Source organism: Acidovorax soli (assembly GCF_014207955.1).
Classification (GTDB): Bacteria; Pseudomonadota; Gammaproteobacteria; order Burkholderiales; family Burkholderiaceae_C; genus Acidovorax; species Acidovorax soli_A.
On the sequence record NZ_JACHLK010000002.1, the window covers coordinates 484,595 to 504,295 of the forward strand.

General features: G+C 59.6%; 14 protein-coding genes. 5 read left to right on the forward strand and 9 right to left on the reverse strand.

Annotation, left to right across the window (positions count from 1 at the left end; all coding sequences use genetic code 11):
- Positions 1-82 precede the first annotated feature (82 nt).
- Together HNP48_RS06685 and HNP48_RS06690 are read left to right on the forward strand one after the other, a co-directional pair.
- Entirely contained in the window at positions 83-3,025 is a 2,943-nt protein-coding gene (locus tag HNP48_RS06685; protein ID WP_184856106.1) for a Tn3 family transposase, read from the forward strand.
- Between the two features lie 589 nt (positions 3,026-3,614).
- The gene (locus HNP48_RS06690; protein WP_184856108.1) at positions 3,615-4,427 is read left to right on the forward strand and encodes a hypothetical protein; all 813 of its coding nucleotides are present in this window, start codon (positions 3,615-3,617) and stop codon (positions 4,425-4,427) included.
- A 34-nt stretch (positions 4,428-4,461) separates the two neighbouring features.
- Here the strand turns inward: HNP48_RS06690 and HNP48_RS06695 are convergent, their stop codons facing one another.
- The 8 genes from HNP48_RS06695 to HNP48_RS06730 form a co-directional block, all read right to left on the reverse strand.
- The gene (locus HNP48_RS06695; RefSeq protein ID WP_184856109.1) at positions 4,462-5,022 is read right to left on the reverse strand and encodes a hypothetical protein; all 561 of its coding nucleotides are present in this window, start codon (positions 5,020-5,022) and stop codon (positions 4,462-4,464) included.
- A gap of 87 nt (positions 5,023-5,109) precedes the next feature.
- Complete coding sequence (locus tag HNP48_RS06700; protein WP_184856111.1) at positions 5,110-5,604, reverse strand: Pycsar system effector family protein; 495 nt, start codon at positions 5,602-5,604, stop codon at positions 5,110-5,112.
- Positions 5,588-6,187: a Mov34/MPN/PAD-1 family protein gene (locus HNP48_RS06705; RefSeq protein ID WP_184856112.1), complete on the reverse strand. Its 600-nt coding sequence runs from the start codon at positions 6,185-6,187 to the stop codon at positions 5,588-5,590. The genes HNP48_RS06700 and HNP48_RS06705 overlap by 17 nt, the downstream gene beginning before the upstream one ends.
- Entirely contained in the window at positions 6,184-7,881 is a 1,698-nt protein-coding gene (locus HNP48_RS06710; protein ID WP_184856113.1) for a ThiF family adenylyltransferase, read from the reverse strand. The genes HNP48_RS06705 and HNP48_RS06710 overlap by 4 nt, the downstream gene beginning before the upstream one ends.
- Positions 7,878-9,431, reverse strand: a complete 1,554-nt coding sequence (locus tag HNP48_RS06715) for an adenylate/guanylate cyclase domain-containing protein (RefSeq protein WP_184856115.1) — start codon at positions 9,429-9,431, stop codon at positions 7,878-7,880. The genes HNP48_RS06710 and HNP48_RS06715 overlap by 4 nt, the downstream gene beginning before the upstream one ends.
- 388 nt (positions 9,432-9,819) lie before the next feature.
- Positions 9,820-10,827 carry a DNA-binding protein gene (locus tag HNP48_RS06720; RefSeq protein WP_184856116.1) on the reverse strand — a complete coding sequence of 336 codons (1,008 nt, stop codon included), beginning with the start codon at positions 10,825-10,827 and terminating at the stop codon, positions 9,820-9,822.
- A gap of 339 nt (positions 10,828-11,166) precedes the next feature.
- A complete protein-coding gene (locus HNP48_RS06725) occupies positions 11,167-11,781 on the reverse strand; it encodes a cation transporter (protein WP_184856117.1) in 615 nt (204 codons plus the stop codon).
- A 70-nt stretch (positions 11,782-11,851) separates the two neighbouring features.
- The gene (locus HNP48_RS06730) at positions 11,852-13,993 is read right to left on the reverse strand and encodes a protein-disulfide reductase DsbD (protein WP_260420119.1); all 2,142 of its coding nucleotides are present in this window, start codon (positions 13,991-13,993) and stop codon (positions 11,852-11,854) included.
- Positions 13,994-14,207: 214 nt separating this feature from the next.
- Here HNP48_RS06730 and HNP48_RS06735 point away from each other — a divergent pair, with 214 nt between their 5' ends.
- Positions 14,208-15,443 (forward strand): sterol desaturase family protein, encoded by a 1,236-nt coding sequence (locus HNP48_RS06735; protein ID WP_184856120.1) that lies wholly within the window; start codon positions 14,208-14,210, stop codon positions 15,441-15,443.
- 11 nt (positions 15,444-15,454) lie between these two features.
- Complete coding sequence (gene nadE / locus HNP48_RS06740; RefSeq protein WP_184856121.1) at positions 15,455-16,288, forward strand: ammonia-dependent NAD(+) synthetase; 834 nt, start codon at positions 15,455-15,457, stop codon at positions 16,286-16,288.
- A gap of 2 nt (positions 16,289-16,290) precedes the next feature.
- Here the strand turns inward: nadE and cadR are convergent, their stop codons facing one another.
- Positions 16,291-16,689, reverse strand: a complete 399-nt coding sequence (gene cadR, locus HNP48_RS06745; RefSeq protein ID WP_184856122.1) for a Cd(II)/Pb(II)-responsive transcriptional regulator — start codon at positions 16,687-16,689, stop codon at positions 16,291-16,293.
- Between the two features lie 95 nt (positions 16,690-16,784).
- On the opposite strand from cadR, the gene HNP48_RS06750 reads away from it, so the two are divergent.
- Positions 16,785-19,697, forward strand: a complete 2,913-nt coding sequence (locus tag HNP48_RS06750; protein ID WP_184856123.1) for a heavy metal translocating P-type ATPase — start codon at positions 16,785-16,787, stop codon at positions 19,695-19,697.
- Positions 19,698-19,701: the final 4 nt, after the last annotated feature.

A 19,701-nucleotide genomic window follows, 5' to 3' on the forward strand; every position in this document is an offset into this window, starting at 1 on the left:
TTGCGGGTAAACCCGGAGCTCTAAGACGCCTTGACCGAACCCGATCCTGCTGCCAGAGTGCCCGTCCAGGGAGGCAGGAGAAATGTCGGGATTTCATCAGCGCTTCATAGGCTCAACCGCGTTCCCCAAGACCCTCACCGACATCGATCTGGGGCTGTGCTTTCGGCTGTCCAAGGAAGATGTGGATGCTCTGAAGTCGCGGTACCGAGACAACGCGCTTGGGCCTGCTGTCCTGCTCGTTTTTCTGCGTGCGTCAGGGCGGCATCTTGAGAACTTGACGCTCATCCCTGCGCTTCTTCTGAAGTACCTCAGCGCTGAGCTCCAGCTGCGACAAACGTCCATTGCCTCGCTCAAGTCCCTGTACAAGCGGCCTGCAACGTTGACCGCCCACCGTCAGTGGATCCTCGAAAACCTCGCCAATCTGGCACCGGCAACTGCGCAGAACCTCGATGAACTCGGCAATGCGCTGAAGGCCCTGGCGACAACGGCTGTCTCTGTCGAAGACCTGGTCAAGCGCGCGGAACTCTGGTTGCTCGACAACCAACTGCTGATCCCCCACGAACGGATACTGCGGAGCATTGCCGCCCGAGCGTTTGAGGCCGAAACGGCCGCCGCGCTCGAAGTGGTGCGGGTCAAAGTCACTGAGGCCCATGCTCACAGGGCCTTGAAGGCTGTCTTTTCCGGGCGCAAAGGCCGCACCGGTGGCACGCAGCTGGAATGGCTTAAAGAGCCGCCCGGGAAACACGGGCTTCATTCACTTCGTGAAGCAAGCAAGAAGATCGCCTTTCTCAAGGAACTGGGTGTCCATGACTGGGATTTGTCCGCGATTGGTGGAGAGCGGATCCGCGCCTATGCCCGAGCCGTGGTGCATCGCCCCCCATCAGCAACGCGGTTGCTGGCCGAAACGACCCAGATGCTCGAGGTTTGCTGCTTTCTGCGCGCGACCTTGCTTGAATTCACCGACAACGCGTTTTACACAGCGGGCCGCCATCTCAACCGCCTGATCGGCCAAGGACGTGGCCGCGTGCAGTCCTTGCGCGCGCAAACCGCTATGGAGTACGCACAGCAAGAGCAGCGGGTTCGAGCGGTGATCCATAGCAATGACAAGACCGACAGGCAAAAAGTGGAAACGCTCAAGGAAATGTACCCCTCGGAGAAAGCACCACCCAACCTCTCTGGCTCTGCCCTGGTGCGCGACCACTTGGCCGGCGAGCGCTTTGCGGTGGCTTCAGTGCTCAGCGCTTTTGAAGGCATCGAGATCGAGGGACCAGACGACGATCCTGCGCTCCAGTTGGTCCAGGCACTGCGCGACATCAAAGCTCAGAACCTGAACGAGCTGCCCGCTGACTTCCCACTGCCAACCACGGACAGGGTATGGCATGACTTGCTCAAAGGCGATGACCGGAAACGGGCCTTGGGGGCCCTGCAGGCTTCTACCGCTCTGGCCATCCACAAGGGGCTGCGCGGCGGCAGGCTGTGGGTAGCACATAGCTGGAAGCACCGAAATCGTGAGGACTTCTTGATCCCGAAAGATCAGTGGGATCGAGACCGCAACAAGCTCACCAGTGCAATGAACGCGTTCTCAGACCCAAAGTTGTATTTGAAGCGGACCCGCCACGCGTGCGAAATTGGCCTCCGAGCGCTGTCCGAGGCGCTGGACGCCGGTAGGCTGGAAATACACGAATCCCAGCACATCAGCTTTCCCAGGTTGTCTCCTCAAGACATCGACATGCAGGTCGAACGGGCACGAGATGCCATCTTCAAAATCATCGGACCAGAGCGCTTCGAAAAAATCCTGATCGAAGTGGATGCCAAGACCAATTTCTCGGAGGTCATTCTTGGTCGAAAGGCGAAGTCCACCCGCGAACTCATTGCCCTGTATGGCGCAATGCTCGCGATGGGCACTGAAAATGACGTCGCCGGCGTTGCAGCCATGATCCCGCGTGTCGAGCTGTCGCACATCGCGGCCGCCATGCGGCTGTTGGAGAACCCTGAGCGCGTACGGGCTGCGAATGACCGGGTGCTGGTTTTCCAGATGGAGCACGCCATTGCCGCGCATTGGGGCAACGGGGAGAAAGGCTCTTCGGACATGATGTCCATGGACGCAAGCAACCGCCTCTTCAACGCCCGTGTAGACCCGCGCCGCCGCACTTTCGCGGTGGGCATCTACACCCACGTCCTCGATAGCTACGGCGTTTTCTACGACCAGCCAATCGTCCTGAACACGCGCCAGGCGGCCGCGGCCATTCATGGGGCCCACTGGTACAACACCAAGAGTCCGGTGGACCGCAAGCTGCAGTGGCTCGCCGTCGACACGCACGGCTACACGTCGATCGCCATGGCCACGGCCAAGCTGTCGGGGTTCGATCTGTGCCCCCAACTTCGCAACATGGCCGAGCGAAAGCTCGTGCTGCTGCACGGCATGAAGGTGCCGGAGAACATGGAGCGCCTGAAAATCCAGTACATCTCGGAAAAGTCCATCGTCCAGGGGTGGGACGAGGCCATGCGCGTCATGGCTTCAATCCACACTGGCCGGGTGACCCCACGAGAATTGCTGGAAAGGCTCGGCTCGCACGCTGCCGGCTCACCCATGTTCAAGTCCCTTGAGAACCTTGGCCGCCTGCTGCGCACGGTCTTTCTGTGCGACTACTTTTCCAACGAGAGCTTTCGCCGGGAAATCCATACGAGCCTGAATCGCGGGGAGTCGGTTCATCAATTGCAGCGGGCCATTTACTTCGGGCGGATCTCCCCCAGTCGTGGGCGCAGGGAAGACGAGATGGTGGCCATCAGCGGATGCCATGCACTCCTTACGAATGTGGTCATCGCTTGGAACACGCACCGGATGCAGCAGGTCGTCGACCGCTTCGCCAAAGAAAAGCACCCCATCGAGGATGACTGGATTGCCCATATGGGGCCGGTGCACTTCAGTGGAATCAACTTCCGGGGAACGATGGATTTCGCGGTGGAGGAGTATGTTGATGCCCTCCTGGAGCGCGCCAGCCGGCGGCGGGTTGTCGGGGCGTGAGACTGTCGGCCGCCTGGCGCGCCGAACCCATCGCAGGGCTCCGTTCCGGGATTTCTTGGCTGCCCAAATTGAGTGCCCAAAATTTAGGCAGCTCATTTCACGTGCAAATTTTTACTCTGGTCAAAAACTCAACCCAATAAAATCAACAACTTAGAGCTGCTTTGAGGTTTGCTTAAAATTTAGGCAGCTCATTTCACGTGCAAATTTTTACTGTCGAGCCTTTAGCGCCCTCTACCCAGAGGGGCACTACGCTCTGCCGTTTTGGATCACCGATGGGGCAGCCTGCGCAGTCGTGTTGGTCAAAATTAGCCCCCCTCGTTGCGAACCAGGAAGGCGTCTTTTGGTGCGACGTAATGTTGCCCTTGTGTCCGCCACGCTTCACGCCATACTGCTCGGCATTTAACTTAGCAGGGGCCGCGACATTGCCAAAGGTCTTGACCTTGCGCTCCTCGGTTCCGCCGATCGCGCACGTGATGAAAACTCGGCGTCGGTCAGCGGCCTCACGGGCACATGGTGGCGCCCTGGGCTATGCCGGCCAGGTTCGCCGCGCTCAACAGGGCTGCTCCCTTTAACTCAGAAGCACAACTCAATGACGATATCACCCGAGGTTCTTGGCAACAACGCTGCAGGACGGCTGTATGCAATTCTTTCCGCTGCAAAAGTTCAGCTTGTGCATCCAAACCCAAATGCGGCTGCAAGCGCAGGGTGGCTAAGGGCTGCAGGGCTGCCAGGCAATGAAAATGAGGTGGAGAGCGCGCGTCTCGCCGCAGAGCTGATCACGGCCATCGCAAGGGAGATTCCAGCGGTGCTGGAGGCGACGAAGGCGGCGGGCATCCCAGAGGGACTGATCGGGCCCCAGGTGCACCACTTGGGGAACTCTCTCCACGTCCATCTTCTGAATGCGCAAGGCTCTCAGTCAGCGCAATACATCACTGGTGAGGCCCTACTAGCGCTTGGCTGGGCTTCGGTGGTTCTGCCGAACGAAGATGTCGTCGTGGAAGATGCGGCGGTGGCAGAGTTGACACAGAAAATTGACGAGCTACGCCAAGCGCTTGAGGTGGAAGGCATCCCCCCTTCGCTTCGGCGATATGCCGACCAGCAGTTGGAAAGTCTCAATCGCGCGCTTCGGATGTTCCGTGTCCAGGGGGCAGCACCTTTTCGCAGCGCAGTTCGCAAGGCAGTGAGTGATGCCCACTTCGATGAGGAAGAAATCAAAGCGGCGCTGGACACTCACGCAGAATCCCCGCCCGTTCGAACGCTTCGGGAAAAACTGGGCGGCGCGCTGAAATCTGCGGCGGCTGTCGCAGGAGAAGCTGAGAAGTTTACCAAGGCGGCAATTTACTTGGGCAATCAAGCCAAAGATGGAGCAACGCTTTTGATTGATGCCGTCTCAAAGCTGTAGAACTACCTTCGGTCGGAATTTTGCAACGAAATTTCTAAATTCCGCATTTAGAAGCCAGGCGGCTGGAATCCAGCCAGCGATGGACGAAATACCCATTGCTCCATTTCCTTCGACCCGCCAAGTAAACTGACCGGAAGTATCCCAGGTTGCGAATAGGCGCCTGTTCCCAAGCTTCGTGCATCGATGGCAATAGGCTGAGGTCAAAAAATGGGTTCTGAACTGACACAAGAAGATAACCGGAGCCATACTTCTCGTGCAGACTTGAGTAAGAACCCTTCTCCAGCTTTTTCTTTATCACCTCTACCAAGCCGTCTAAAAATTGGGCGTCAGGGTTTACGATCCCAGATTCCATCGGCTTTGGAGTCTCGCCAAGCGTAGCATGAGACATTATATCGGCAGCGAATCTTTTGTTCAGCGGGGCCATAGTCACCTCTACCCAGCTGCATGCCCTTTTTGATCGAATAATCGCATCCGGCGGGTCTGGCTGCTCAGCAATAACGTATGTTGAGCGGTGACGTCGATTGAGCTCCTCGAGAAATATATCGACAATGGCCTTTTCGTGTGCAACCTTAACCAATCCACGGGCGTTCACCATTCACCCCTCCATTTAGTTGATTTTTGTACTTCACTGAGTAATTACCCGATTCAAGCAGCGGGTCAAATCTCAGTGAAGTCCAACAGGTTACTTGTGGATTAGTGTGATGATTGCCGCGAACCAAGGCAGAATGGCCAAAAACGACCACAGCATCCCGTGTCGGACCCAGCGAAACTTCTCGCAGGCAATTTGAGCGTTGCGGTGAATTTGAGATGTCCAATCCGTGAGAAGTGCGTCAATGGAAGCACCTTTAAAACTGTTGATGTAGTCGGCCTCCTCAGTTTTTCCTATGCGCCCAAAGAAAAGCAAGGATGTAGCGGGCCCATTAACGCGAGGCAGAACTGCAAAAGCTGCGCAAACCAGACCGATACCCAAGCAAAGCGCCGCTCCTAGCGTGAACAAATAGGCCCACTGCGTGCGCATTGCCACATCAGCCGTGCTGAAAGCTGCCCCTAGTCCTCCCAGCATAGCGGTGTCGATGGCGACGATGACGCCCACTTTTACTTCGGCGGCTGCAACCCAGCCAAGATTGCGCTCCAATACCCACTGCGCCGTTTGCAGGCGTTCATTTTCTGTACTCACGTTGATCTCCTCGAAATTCTCTGCGAAAGCGTTTTGCCGGCGTGAAAGCCCCTTGATCTTGCTGCAAGGATCGCCCAGGCACCGTTCTCCTGAAATCCGCCTCTTCTTGAACAGATACACCGTCGGATGCACTTAGCCTGACGCGAATCGGTGCATGCGCTCTACGAAAGGCATGGGTGGACCCCACCAGCCGGCCGCTCCCGCCAAGCTTGACGATCAGCAGCATGAGAAATGAGGAAGTCTGTTCAGGATCATGCATTTCCAAATGCATATTCCAGACGTCAGGTGGACTTGGCAACGCCAAAAAGCTGGGATGGGAGTGCCATTCGCCGAGGTAGTTAAATCGCTCAGGATTGTTCCCTGTGAGCAAGCGGAAGCGCCGCATGAACCTGCGATGCTGCAACGGGTCGCGCACAAACGAAGTCGGGGTGCCATCGCGCTGCACGGAAAGATCTATGACGAGAAACTGGCCGTCCGCAATCTGCTCGGCGGCCATCACGCCACCGATCTCGTTGCGTCCCGCAGCTTTCAACTCCCTCTTGAGCTTGCGCACGCATCTGGCGCTGAGAATGATGTCGATCATTGTTCACGCGGAGGCACAAGGTCTGGCAGAACTGTGGCGGCCGTCGAAAGGTTGGCGCCAATCCCACCCAAGGGCGGTGGTGGCCTAAGCTTAATCGGGAATGTCTGAAATGGCTCTGCGAAGATCCATTCTCTACGCAACCCGATGACATAAGCCGAAAATGGGTAGTCCGATTCGTTGGCAGGAAGCAGTGCATCAAGTGCCATGCGCGCCAAATGGGCTGCGATGACCGACACATCCGCATCATCAGCAATCATGCTCGGCTGGTGGTCAGGCTCAACTCCATAGTCAATGTCACTGTCCTTGGGCGGCTTTGGAAACTCAGGATTGGTCATCCAAGTATAGATTTCATGCCGCACATCAAGTGCATCCGCTTCAAGGCCAGGCCGACTACGCGCAACGTAGCCGCCATATCCTCCGCCGAACACGCGCCCCCACACCATTGGGATGTCATCCATCGTCGCAACCTGGGCGGCCATGCCGAACCCTTGGCCACTGGCTGTGGTCTCGACAATCAAATCGCACTCGGCCAGCTTTCTCAGGCAAGTAACAAGGTTTGCCGTGGAAAACTGCCCTCCAAGATCGCCAATCCAACCATCAACCTTGATCTCCGGATTGATCGCCTGCAGCCTCTCTGTCACGCCATCCACCTTGTGCGCACCAACTGCCGTCCAGTCGAGATCGTTGCGCACAATGTTGGCGATCTTCATTACATCGCCATCTACGAGGTAGAAGTCCGTGACGCCGGCACGAGCGAGACTAGCAGCGACCTTGCTTCCCATTGAGCCGCAGCCTACGATGGCCACACGCTTGCCGGCCATCGCATTGTTCCGAGCCGGCGCTCGTTGTTGGTAGTCCATAGGAACCTTGGCTAAGTCGTAGGCCTTTTCTCCCAGCCATTTGGCGAGCACTTGTCCATCCAAGAGGCCGATGGCGACACCGTATCCTGAATACGCAATCGAAGAGAACTGCGCCCAGACCTCGTCAGGGGAGAGATTCTTGTCAAGCAGTGCGAGGTGGCGCGCGTCGCCCTTCTGGAGCAAAGCGACTCTCGCTAGCCGATTCGCCTTGGCTCGTAACCGCGAGGGGATTCCCACATCTACCCAGGCGTCGTGCTCTGCGGATCCGACCAGGCCGACTGCGAAATGCACTACGCAGTTTTCGTGATCGACAGCCGTGAGGTCCATGCCATGTACATCTCCTCCTCGCCGGATCACTTCAGCAATCATTGCGTCGCTGATGACAAGACGCGCAGCTTTGAAATGCAGCAATTGCGCCGGTGTGACGTGATGGGTTGTTGGCACCCGCATTGCATTGCCGGCATCATCGACCAGTGCTTCGGTTCCAAGCAGATTGCGTGCGCTGATCAGCATGTCAGCCCCATTGAAGTCTGTGTGCCAGTTGTCCGCACGCATCTCCAAACACAGCTCACCGCTCGGCCACTGGTGGTTTGACCAACGCTCTCCTTCCGCCCGGGGTAATACCTGTATCGGGCAGAAGGGATAGACAAACGGATAGACGAGTCTGACTTCTCGCAGCTTGCCGCCCGCTTCAAAATCAACCTCGGCCGATACCGTTCCTGCCGACTCATCAACCGCCCAAACTACTCGTTTTACCCATCCTTGGGAGAGCAGATTCCCAAGGGCTTCCTGTTCGTGCAAAAGACGGGCAGGAAACCGCTGGAACCAGTTCAAGCAAAGCCTCGCTGGCTATTGGAGGGCTGCGCTGCGACCTTGCCAAAGGAGAAGCCAGCCGCTGCTGCTGTAGCCGTGGCGGGCTGCAAGAGCCCACCGCTGAGCGCGGCTGCCTTCTTCGCTTCGGCTTTCGGATTGAGCGCCTCTTCGGCCGCGACATAGTCGAAGTCGGCGCGGCGCCGGTCGGCACCAAAAAGCGTCTGGAACTGCTCAGGAGCGTGTTTGTAGAGTTCGGGACCCATGGCTGTCTGGCGGCCATTGCAGCGCTTCTGCTCACCCTCGGAGGCAAGCACTGAGCGGCTGATGCAGCAACGAGTACGCTCACCTTTGATGCCAAGGCGGGTGACCGAGATAACACCGTGCTCCACGCCGATCGCCAACCCAAGATCGCCCGCGTCGATCTCTGCCGCCTTGAGCTCGCTCATCGCCAGATTGAAGCTGCTACGCATTGCCGCGGCGCACAGCAGAGCGTTCTTGGCCGTCTCGGCGTCGTCGGTGGTTTGGGCAGTACCCTCTACCAGGATGCCGTGTATGCAGTCTCCGATGAAGCGGATCTTGCGGCCCGCGAAATCGTCATAGAGTACCGAATCGAGCTCGCCACGCAGTACGTGGAGTGTCTTGACCACACTTGCTGCACTTTCATCGTCTTCAATTCGGTCCGTGATGTAGCGCGTGAAGTTGTCGATGTCGGCATAGACGGATGTGCTTTCCTGGCGACGGGAGTTGCCAGGCGTCAGCTTCTCCAGGTCGATATCCTTGAACGGTGGGGTGTGGCGAGAGAAGTCAAATGACCCGATCGGATTGTTCGCCAGATCAGCCTCCCAGCTTTTGACAACACTGCTGACGGTCACCGGAAGGTCTGCTGCCTTCTGGGCTTCTTCGATCTGGGCTTGGGTCAATGCCGTATCGTCCATATCGATGACTTCGTCCCACCCGAGTACCGCCCTGGCAGTGTTGGTCATGTAGATGCCCTCAACATCGCCCCCAGCTCGCTTGGCAGCCTGATTGGCGGGATCGCCGAGAAACAGCGGCTCGCGGCTTGACCGCCGGCCATTGTTTACAGCCAGGGCCTTGCCGGAGTCAATGCCGACACGCGTCTTTGCCGCAGGCAATGGGTCGTCACCACCTTCACCGGTCTTGGCCAGCACATCACGGATCAATTGAGCCGTGGCCACCGCCTTGAGGATGCGCGCTTTCTCATCCCCGTAGGGCTTGGCGAACACGGCGTGCAATCGCTGGTTGTGGAAATCGATCTCGATTGCATCAACATCCGCCAGAATGTCGCGTACAGCGCGGTAGTGCAAGTTCAGGAACCTGAGCGTACGGCGATGGCTTGTGGTGCCCTCGTAGTCCGTGACATTGAGCATGTCACCGATGTTCAGGATGTCGATGTACAGGTGGACACCATCCACTCGATAGGCAACCCCATTTGCGATCCCCTGCAGGTCAGTGGTTCGCACGTACTCCTTGATGGTCACCGTACTGACTTCGGCCAATCGCGCTGTGATGCGCTTTTTCGCCGCAGCTTCGCTCCAACTCCGTTTCGCCATACTCGCTCCAACTGGTTGAATTTCCCCCGGGGCACTTGGCGCCAGGTAGCTCTCCTCAGCAGCGCAAATCAGGGCCGAGTCTGAGAATTCAAGCCACCAGCGCGGGCAAAGCGCGGGGAGGCAGTCTCTGGGGAGAACGCGAGCCATCATCGCGCTCGCTTTATCGCCCCACTGTTGCCTGCGGCAGCCCTAAACCTCAGTTTCCCTTCATCGCTAGGGCCCGATTGGATCAAATTTCCAAACGATGCGCAAAACGGTAACAACGCTACCTATAGTGTTTTTACAATTACAAAAACACTATATATAGTGTGTTGACAGTTTTCGGGTTGAAGAGGTCCGGGTCCCGGCAGCCGTCTCCAGCAATGGGTGAACTGGAATGTGGGGTCGTTCATTTGCCTGCGGGAGATCGAAGCGCGTCCAGGCGATTCATCAACTCTGTCGTGAGTTGCTGACGAGCGGCATCTGCTGCGACGGTTGCTGAAAGCTGTCGCTCCAGCTCCAGATTGCGCTGAGTGGCCTGGAGCAGATCGGCCCGCAAACGGGTGTTTTCTTCCTCCTGGCTCAGGACCTTTGCTGTCAACTCTTCCAGTTGCTGGGGCATATCCGCAAAGCCTTGAGCGGCTTGCTGGGTCACTTCCAGTTGTGTTCCAAGCTGCTGGAGCTGTGACCTGGCCAGGCCCAGCTCCCGTGAAAGCGCCTGGTTCTGCTGATGGTCGTTGCGCATTTGCTGCTGGCTGGCCAAGGCGGCCGCATTCGCTTTGCTCAGCTCCGTTTGCAGGTACTGCAGCTGCTGCTCGTGCTGGCGGAGCTCGCGCTCGCGCTGCTCTTTGGACGCTTCACGAAAGTGCTCCAGCGCTTGCCTAGCATGGGTGTGCTTTTCTTCCAGCGACTGGCTGTGAGTTTGGGCACTCTCCACTCGTGCATGCAACTGGGCAACCTGCTCGGTCAACTGGGCCAGCTCTTTCTCCTTGGTTGCCAGCTGCCTGCCGGCGCCCTCTGCGGCGTCGCGCTCCTTGGTCAACTCGGCCCCGGCCTGCTCCAACTGCTGCCTGGTCGCCGCTGCCTCACTTCTGGATGCGTCCAAGCTGGCTTTGAATTGGACTTCCTTGCCGTTGAACTCCTCCATGAGCGCAACCACCCTCGCATTGGTCTCGAACTCCAGCCGGCCGGAGAGGCGGTTGACCAACTCTGCGATTTCTTCGCTGATACTGATTTTGGGCGCCGCGGCGTTGGCTTCGTCCTCTTCAATTTCCTTGAGGTACCGGTGGATGGTGGCCTTGGATCCGGTGTTGCCAAGCTCGATGCGTACGGCATCGATGGAGGGGTACTTCCCTAGGCTCACCAGCCGATCCCTGGCTCGCAGCACCTCGGACTTGTAGATTCCACCTCTGGCCATGGCATTCCTCCAACTATTTCGTACCGTGGTACATACTACGATATTACATACTAGTTTGTTGCGTTCTGGAGCTCATTCTTCGGAGAAATTCGAATAAGTTAATAAGGGTTTATCTGTTGTGATCTCTATGAAACCCCTACAACGACGGGTGGGTGGCATGTATCGTGCCGGGAAGGGTGTTTTTGAAAGGCAGGCAAATCCGGGGTGCAGATGATTCCTCTGGGCCCTCCTGCCTGGAATGCGGCAAGTCTTAGGGTCGCTCTGGCTACCCTTGTTCGCTTTACGACATGGAGACAAGACCAGGCTTTTCACCGTATTGGTGCAGCATGAAATCCGTAACTATTCCTGCGCGGCTTCCGATGCTTCCCGCAGTATTTCGCGTCCCCCATTCGCTGCAATGGCAGCTACGACAACGCCCAGCAGCAAGTCCGGGATGTTCGATCCCAGCCACATAACCAACGCCCCGGACAGCACAATGGCACCGTTGACGATGGAGTCGTTGTTCGTGAAGATCGCCGACGCCTTGAAGTTCACATCTTCACCGCGATGACGGCGTAGCAGCCTCAAGCACACCAAGTTCAAAGCCGCGTTCACCGCAGCTATCGCCATCATCGCTGGTCCCACAGGCTCCTCGCCCCCGGCGAAGCGGCGAAGAACCTCCACCAATAGCAACACGGCGAGGCCAATAAGCAAGTAGCCCGACAAACGAGCTGCGCGCACTTTGACCATGGCCGCTCGCCCGACGGCGTACAAGCTGACCGCATAGACCGAAGCGTCGGCGAGGTTGTCCAGCCCGGCGCCCATCAGTGCGGTGGAGGCAGCCCATATGCCAAGACCGATGCCGGCGGCGGACTGACCCAGGTTGATCATCAACACGGTCCGCAAGATTTTCCGATCGGCCGCGTTGCTCGCGTCCAACCCACCTAGTTCGTCGTCTTCGTAGTGTTCAGCCATGCTTGTCCCTTTAGAGTCCGCACATCTTGAAGCCTGCAGTGGCTAGAGGGTCAAGCACTGGCGCACTTAGCTACTGCGACGCCTGCGTAACTGTCGGTGAAGGCGCCAAGGGCGCAGCTGTGAGCGCCGCACGCAGTTCGGAAGCGCTCAATATCTCGGAGAGAATTTGAGCTGGGGCTTTGTTGGTGTAAAACACGTATAGGGGTACGCCGCTGCGACCGAGTTCCCCTAGCGCGGCGGTAATCGCCGGGTCGCGCAGCGTCCAGTCGGCGCGCAACAATGCCACGTTCCTGGCTGCAAAGTCGGCCAGCACCTCAGGGTTCTGAAGTACGGTCTTCTTGTTGTACTGGCATGTGACGCACCATGCCGCGGTGAAGTCGACAAACACCGGGCGGCCGCTGGCCAGCAACTGCTCCACCCGTCCCGGCACCCAAGCCTGCCAAGTGCCATCATTCGCCTCTACGGCCTGCTGCGGCCGCACGGTGCCGACCTTGCCTGCGAGCAGCCAGGCAAATCCCACCGCCCACGCGACCGCGATCACACCGACGATCACGCGCGTGCGGCCCGTCAAGCCCAGGCTCCATGCCAGCATGCTGGTGGCAATCAAGACCACCAGCAATGCACTGGCTGCATCGATCCCGCTTTGCTGGCCCAGCACCCACAACAGCCACACCACCGCAGCGAACATCGGGAAGGCCATCAGTTGGCGCAAGTTCACCATCCACTCACCGGGGCGAGGCAGCAGTTGCGCAAAGGCCGGGACCCAACTGGCGACAAGATACGGCAGCGCCATGCCGGTGCCAAGCGCCGCAAAGATCAAGATGGCTTGAGCGGCGGGCAGTCCTACCGCGAATCCCAGTGCAGCGCCCATAAAAGGGGCCGTGCAGGGTGACGCTACCACGACCGCCAGCACGCCGGACAGAAAGGCGTTCACCGCTGGATGGCTGCTTTGCAGTGAAGCCAAGCGGCTCGGGATGAACTGGCGGACCTCGAACACGCCAGCCAGGTTCAGTCCGACCAGCGTGAACAACAATGCGAGCGCGGCGACCACCCCGGGCACCTGCAACTGGAACCCCCAGCCGAGCTGCTGCCCCGCACCGCGCAGTGCGACGACGAGCAGTCCCAGCGCCACAAACGACGCCACCACCCCTGCGGAGTAAGCCACCCCGTCAAGGCGCCGGGCCCGCTGGTTGCTGCCATGTTGGGCGAAGCCGAGCACCTTGATCGCCAGGACCGGAAAGACGCAGGGCATCATGTTCAGAATCAGTCCACCGAGCAGAGCACCCAGCAAGGCGGCCATGAACGTCAGCCTGGCGCCCGACTCCGCCGCGGCTGCAGTCACATTCTTGCGAAGCGCTTCTTGCAGCGCTGGCGACACAGCGGCCGGAGCGGCGGTCGCAGGCCACGTGCCTTGCACCCGGGCGTCAATACTCCACCCTTGGTTGCCTTGTGTCAGCACGATCGGCATCGCATCCGGGCTCAGGCTTCGCTGTGGCGAGAGCGGGACCTGAGCAGTCCAGACCTGACCGTCCCAAGCTTGACTCCATTGCGCGGAAGTTTCGATTACTTCCGGCGTCTCGGGAAAAAACTCCAATGGCTTGTTCCGAAGATCCGCTGGCAGCCCGCTGACGCGAAGCCGCAAAGAAGTTCCGTCAATCGTGACGGTGGCCTTATCCGCCAGCGGCTTGGGCTGTGCCGCGAAGCTCGCCTGAAAGACGGGCCCATGCAGGGCTATCGCACTCTTTGCAGGAATCGCCAGCAAAAACTCGCCTTCCTCGGGGATGCACTCCTTGCGGCACACCAACCACTGCGCCTTGAGCTTGACTTCCAGCGCGCCACTCAGGAGCGAGGGTTGGAAATCAGACGAGATGTTCAAGGGTACCGGCAACAGCACGGTGTGCTCATAGCCGTAGTTGATCAACGTGCCGATCGGGTACTTGCGAGGCATTGGCCAGGCAATTTCACCCGCCAGGACCCCTGCGGGTAGCTTCCATTCGAGCTTGGTGGGAAGTCCAGAATCACCGGGATTTTTCCAGTACGAGTGCCACTCCGGCTGATGCGTGAGTTGCAGGCCGACCCAGACCGGCTTGCCCGGCTCCAAGCCCTCGGGTGCATGGGCCAGCAGCTCGGCGCGCGTGCGCTCTGTCACCACTACGCTCTTGCCGCCAAGCTGCGCCGATGCCGCGCCACCCCACAACAGGAACAGCAGCATGAGGAGGTGAGCAGCGAGGGGCGTAGGCGGATTGAACATGTAGCGGCAATGCACTTGTGGAGCGCACGATGCGCGCCATCGGCGGGGACTATAGGTGCATAGTTGGCGCGAAACGGCGCCGCCCTGAGTCTGCGGGGGGTCTCTGACCTGGCTGCTTGACTCTACTGTAGCTAGAGGGTTTCCAATCCTTTCCTGATCTTTGTGAGGAGAGATGATGAGTACGAAAACACCCCCCTTGCTGACGGCGGTAATTCAGTACGGCAGCTACCCGCTGATTTTCGGCGCTACCGCGCTGATGCTCTTCGGCGGGCTCGCTGGTGGCTGGCCGTATTTCCCCACGGTGCCGCTGACGGTGGCTGCAGCGCTCGCTTGCGTCGCGTTGCTGGAGCGGCGGCTGCCCTTTCACGCGGCATGGGCTCGCGACTACCGGGACACCATTTGCGACGCGATGCATACAGTGGTCAACCTCGGCGTGCTCCTCGCCGTCCACGGCGTCATTGCTGCGCTGGCGCCTCTGTGGTCAACCGGCGCCTGGTGGCCGGGCCAGTGGCCGCTGTGGGCGCAGGCCGTTGCCGTCGGCGTGGTACTCGATCTCAGCCTCTACAGCGTCCATTGGCTGAGCCATCGCGTGGCCTGGCTCTGGCGGTTCCACGCGATCCATCACAGCTCGGAACGCCTCTACTGGCTCAACGGCGAGCGCAGGCACCCCCTGCATGCAGGGATGATGGCCACGCCCGGCTTGCTCTTTGTGGTGCTGATGGGTGCACCTGCGATGGCCGTCGGGGCATGGCTCGGCCTGCTGGCCGTGCACCTGGCCTTCCAACACTCCAACCTGGACTACCGGGTCGGGCCGCTGCGCTACGTGATCGGTGCTGCCGAAGTCCACCGCTGGCACCATAAGCGCGAGTACGAGGACGCTCAAGTCAATTTCGGCGAGTTCTGGATGGTTTGGGACCACATCTTCGGCACCTTCCGGCTACCAAAGCACAGGCTTGAAGCCAACGAAGTGGGCCTGAAAGAAACGGACTTCCCGATGAACTACAGCGCCCAACTGGTCTACCCCTTTCGCAGTCATCCTGTGGCAAAAGGCGCTCGGGCTAAGGACTATGCCCTCGCCCACGCCGCATTCCTGAGTGAAAAGGGTCTCGCAGCTTCTCGCGAAGCAGCCGGCGACCGGCTCGCGGCATGGCGTGCGCTTGAGTTGGGCCATATTATTTCCCAGCCGTATCTTGGCTTGCACTTGCGTAGCCATGCAGCAATGCTCGGTCTGGCCTGGAGGACTCACTTTTGCTCGGAGGTACTGGCCCAAATCGTGCGTCTCACGTTGGCTCCCTTGGGCCATGCCCTGGGCCAAACCCCACCGCAGAACGTTGGCACTGGGCGCTTTGGCGTGATGGACAGTGGCACCTGGCCATCAGAGCTTGATCCGGTTACCTTCAAGCGGCGATAGGATCTCTGGCCATGACGGAAGATCAAAATCACATTGCCGCCGAGCTGGGGATTGATCCGCACTTTGATGTATCTGCAGAGATCACCAGGCGCACGCAGTTCCTCATGGACTATGCGCGCCGAGCCGTCGCAGGATCTCTTGTGCTGGGAATTAGCGGGGGGGTGGATTCGAGTGTCGCCGGGCGGCTGTGCCAAATTGCGGCAGAGCATCTGCGATCCTCGGGCATGCAGGTTCGCTTCATCGCAATGCGGCTGCCATATGGTGAGCAGGCCGACCATGCAGACGCCCAGCGCGCGTTGACCTTCATCGATCCGGATGAAACGCTGGAGATAGACATCAAGCCGGCAGCCGACGCAATGCTCGCGCAGTTGAAGGCCGGTGGCCTCAAATTCAACGACCAGTGGCAGGAAGACTTCTTGCTCGGCAATATCAAGGCGCGCCAGCGCATGATCGCGCAGTACGCTGTTGCAGGCGCCACGAACGGGCTGGTGGTAGGTACTGACCATGCCGCTGAAGCGGTGATGGGCTTCTTCACCAAGTTTGGCGACGGTGGGTTCGACCTGAGTCCGCTGGGTGGTCTCACCAAGCGTCGCGTTCGCTCAATGGCCTTGGCACTGGGAGGGGACGAGAAGCTAGCGCACAAAGTTCCCACGGCCGATTTGGAAACCATGCGTCCGCTTCGCCCCGATGAAGCAGCGCTGGGCGTCAGCTACGACGAGATCGACGATTTTCTGGAAGGCAAACAAGTGGCCCCGCCCAGCGCCGAGGTCATCCTGCAAACTTACCGCCGCACCGCCCACAAGCGGGCGCTACCTGCCGTCCCGGCTCGCCAACGCGCGGCTTGAGTTCAGGCGGGTTCGGCCAGGCCATTGAGAATGCCGCACTCGCGCGCTGTGCGGGCGGTATCACAGGAGCGCCGCAGATCCGTCAGCTCTCGTTCAAGCTCTCGCAACTCCTTGATCTTGGCCCGCACCTGGGCGATATGAGAGTCCACTAGAGAGTTCACATCGCCGCAGTCCTGCTCTGGCCGATCCCGGAAACTCAACAGTTGCCGGATCTCCCCCAGATTCATGTCCTTGGCACGGCAGCGGCGGATGAACAGCAAGCGTCGTACATGGGCATCGTCATACAACCTGAAATTGCCCTCGCTGCGTGCCGGCTCGAGCAGCAAGCCCTCGGATTCGTAAAAGCGCACCGTCTGCACCAGACAGTCCGCCCTCTTGGCCAGTTCACCGATCCGCAGCATGGTTGTTCTCCGTAAAAGCTTGACTCTATATCAACTAGAGGTTGTTCAATCATGGCATGTGGGGGAAACCCCTGCCAACGAAGAGTGAGCGATTTATGAACAAAGACCCTTCCAATTCATGCGGCTGCTCGGGCACAAAAGAGCAAGGGGCAAACTGTGCCCAAGACCAAGCTAACTCGGAAACAAGCATCTTTCACATCGGCAACATGGATTGCCGCCGCGAGGAAGGACTGGTGCGGTACACGCTGGAAAGCATACCCGGCGTCGAACGGCTGGAATTCGATCTTCCACAGCGCAAACTGACCGTTTTGCACAGCATGGTCACGGTCGATGCTCTGGAGCAGGCACTGAACGCAGTGGGCATGAAAGCGCAGGCTATCCGGGATGCGGCGGTGTCGACCACCTACCGTATCGAGAACATGGACTGCCCGAGCGAGGAAAAACTCATTCGCTCGCACCTGGGCGCGGTTGAGGGGGTCCAGGACCTGGACTTTGACCTGGCCGAACGCACCTTGTCGGTAAAGCACCTCGCCGAGGCGCGCGCGCAAATGGAGCAGGTCCTGGCTTCCATTGGCATGCATGCCAAGGAACAGACCGCCAGTCTCGCAAGGCCGGCGGCAACCGAGCCACTGGTCGAGTCCCCGATACAACAGCCACTGGCGACCGGCCCGATTTCGGCGATGCCTGCCGGAGAGCGCGTGACGTACCGGATCGAGAACATGGATTGCCCAACGGAGGAAGCGCTGATCCGCAACCGCCTGGGCAAGGAGCCAGGCGTGACTGCCCTGGACTTCAACCTGATGCAACGGGTGCTGGGTGTGCAGCACACGCTGTCCTCGACGCAGCCGATCGAGAAGGCGCTCGTTTCCATTGGCATGAAGGCCGAGCGGCAGGACCTGCAAACAGTCACTACACGGCTGCGCATCGCCAAGATGGACTGCCCGACGGAGGAAAGCCTGATTCGCGGCAAGCTGCAAGGTCTGCCGGGTGTTCAAGGCCTGGATTTCAATCTGATGCAGCGTACGCTCACAGTCCAGCACGCGCCTGACGCGATCCAGTCAGCCATTGAGGCCATCGAGTCACTGGGCATGGAAACCGAAGTGCAGAAGACCGATGAGCCGCGCGATCCCCAGGTGCCAGCGCACAAGACTAGCTGGTTGCCTATGGCCGTATCCGGCATTGCGGCAGTGCTCGCTGAAGGCGTCTACTGGGTCAACGATGGGAACCACTGGGCCGTGATCGTGCTGGCCCTAGTGTCGATCTTCACTGGCGGCCTGAGCACCTACAAGAAGGGTTGGATCGCCCTGAAAAACCGCAACCTGAACATGAACGCCCTGATGTCCATTGCGGTCACGGGCGGCATGGTGATCGGCCACTGGCCCGAGGCGGCCATGGTCATGTTCCTGTTTGCGCTGGCCGAGGTGATCGAGGCAAAGTCGCTGGATCGCGCGCGCAATGCGATTCGCGGGCTGATGGACCTGGCACCAGAGACAGCAACCGTGCGACAGGCTGACGGCTCGTGGGCAGAACAGCCAGCCAAGCAGATCGCCAAGGGCACGGTGGTCCGGGTGCGTCCAGGCGAGCGGATTGCACTTGACGGCCTCATCACCTCAGGCCGTTCTGCCATCAACCAGGCCCCCATCACCGGCGAGAGCCTCCCCGTCGAGAAGGCGGAAGGCGACCAGGTGTTCGCGGGCACCATCAACGAGACCGGCTCCTTTGAGTACCAAGTGACCGCTGGCGCAAGCGACTCGACGCTTGCGCGCATCATCCATGCGGTGGAGTCCGCGCAGGGCAGCCGCGCGCCCACGCAGCGCTTCGTCGACCAATTCGCGCGGATCTACACCCCGGCAGTGTTCGTGGTGGCCGTGCTTGTCGCGGTCGTTCCACCGCTCGCCTTTGGCGGCGAGTGGTTCGACTGGATCTACAAGGCGCTGGTGCTGCTGGTGATCGCGTGCCCCTGCGCGCTGGTGATCTCAACCCCCGTCACGATCGTCAGCGGTCTGGCCGCCGCTGCCAGGCGCGGCATCCTTATCAAGGGTGGCGTGTATCTGGAGGGCGGGCGCAAACTCAAGGCCTTGGCGCTGGACAAGACCGGCACGCTCACCCACGGCAAGCCCGAGCAGACCGACTTCCTGCCGCTGATCGGCGATGCCCAGCAGGTAGCCGTCTGGGCTGCGAGCCTTGCGGCCCGTTCAGACCATCCGGTGTCCCAAGCCATTGCCCGCAAGGCAAACCGCGACGGAGTCTCGCTGCACGAAGTCGAAGACTTCTCGGCCCTGCCTGGGCGCGGCGTGCGCGGACGCATTGGCGGCAGGATGCTGCAGATGGGCAATCACCGTCTCGCAAATGAGCTCGGCCTCAGCGAGGTCGCGTTGCAATCGCAGCTTCAAGGACTTGAGCGCCAAGGCAAGACAGCCATCCTGCTGATGAATGAGACCACCGTGCTCGGCATCTTCGCTGTCGCTGACACGGTGAAGGAAACCAGCCGTGAAGCCGTGGCCGACCTGCAGGCGCTCGGCGTGCGCACGCTAATGCTCACCGGCGACAACCAGTACACAGCCGACGCCATCGCGGCCCAGGTCGGGATCTCTGAAGCCCGTGGAGACCAGTTGCCCGAAGACAAGCTCAAGACCATCGAGAGCCTCATCGGCGGTGAGGGCCAAGTCGGGATGGTGGGCGACGGCATCAACGATTCGCCGGCTCTCGCGCGTTCCGACATTGGTTTCGCCATGGGCGCGGCCGGCACAGACACCGCCATTGAGACGGCCGACGTCGCCCTGATGGACGACGACCTGCGCAAGATCCCGACGTTCATCCGTCTGTCGCGCACCACTGCCTCGATACTCACGCAGAACATCGTGCTGGCATTGGGCATCAAGGCGGTTTTCCTGGCGCTGACGTTCACGGGTCATGCCACGATGTGGATGGCAGTGTTCGCAGACATGGGGGCTAGCATGCTCGTCGTCTTCAATGGCTTGCGCCTGCTCAAGCTCAAGACGGCCTGACGGA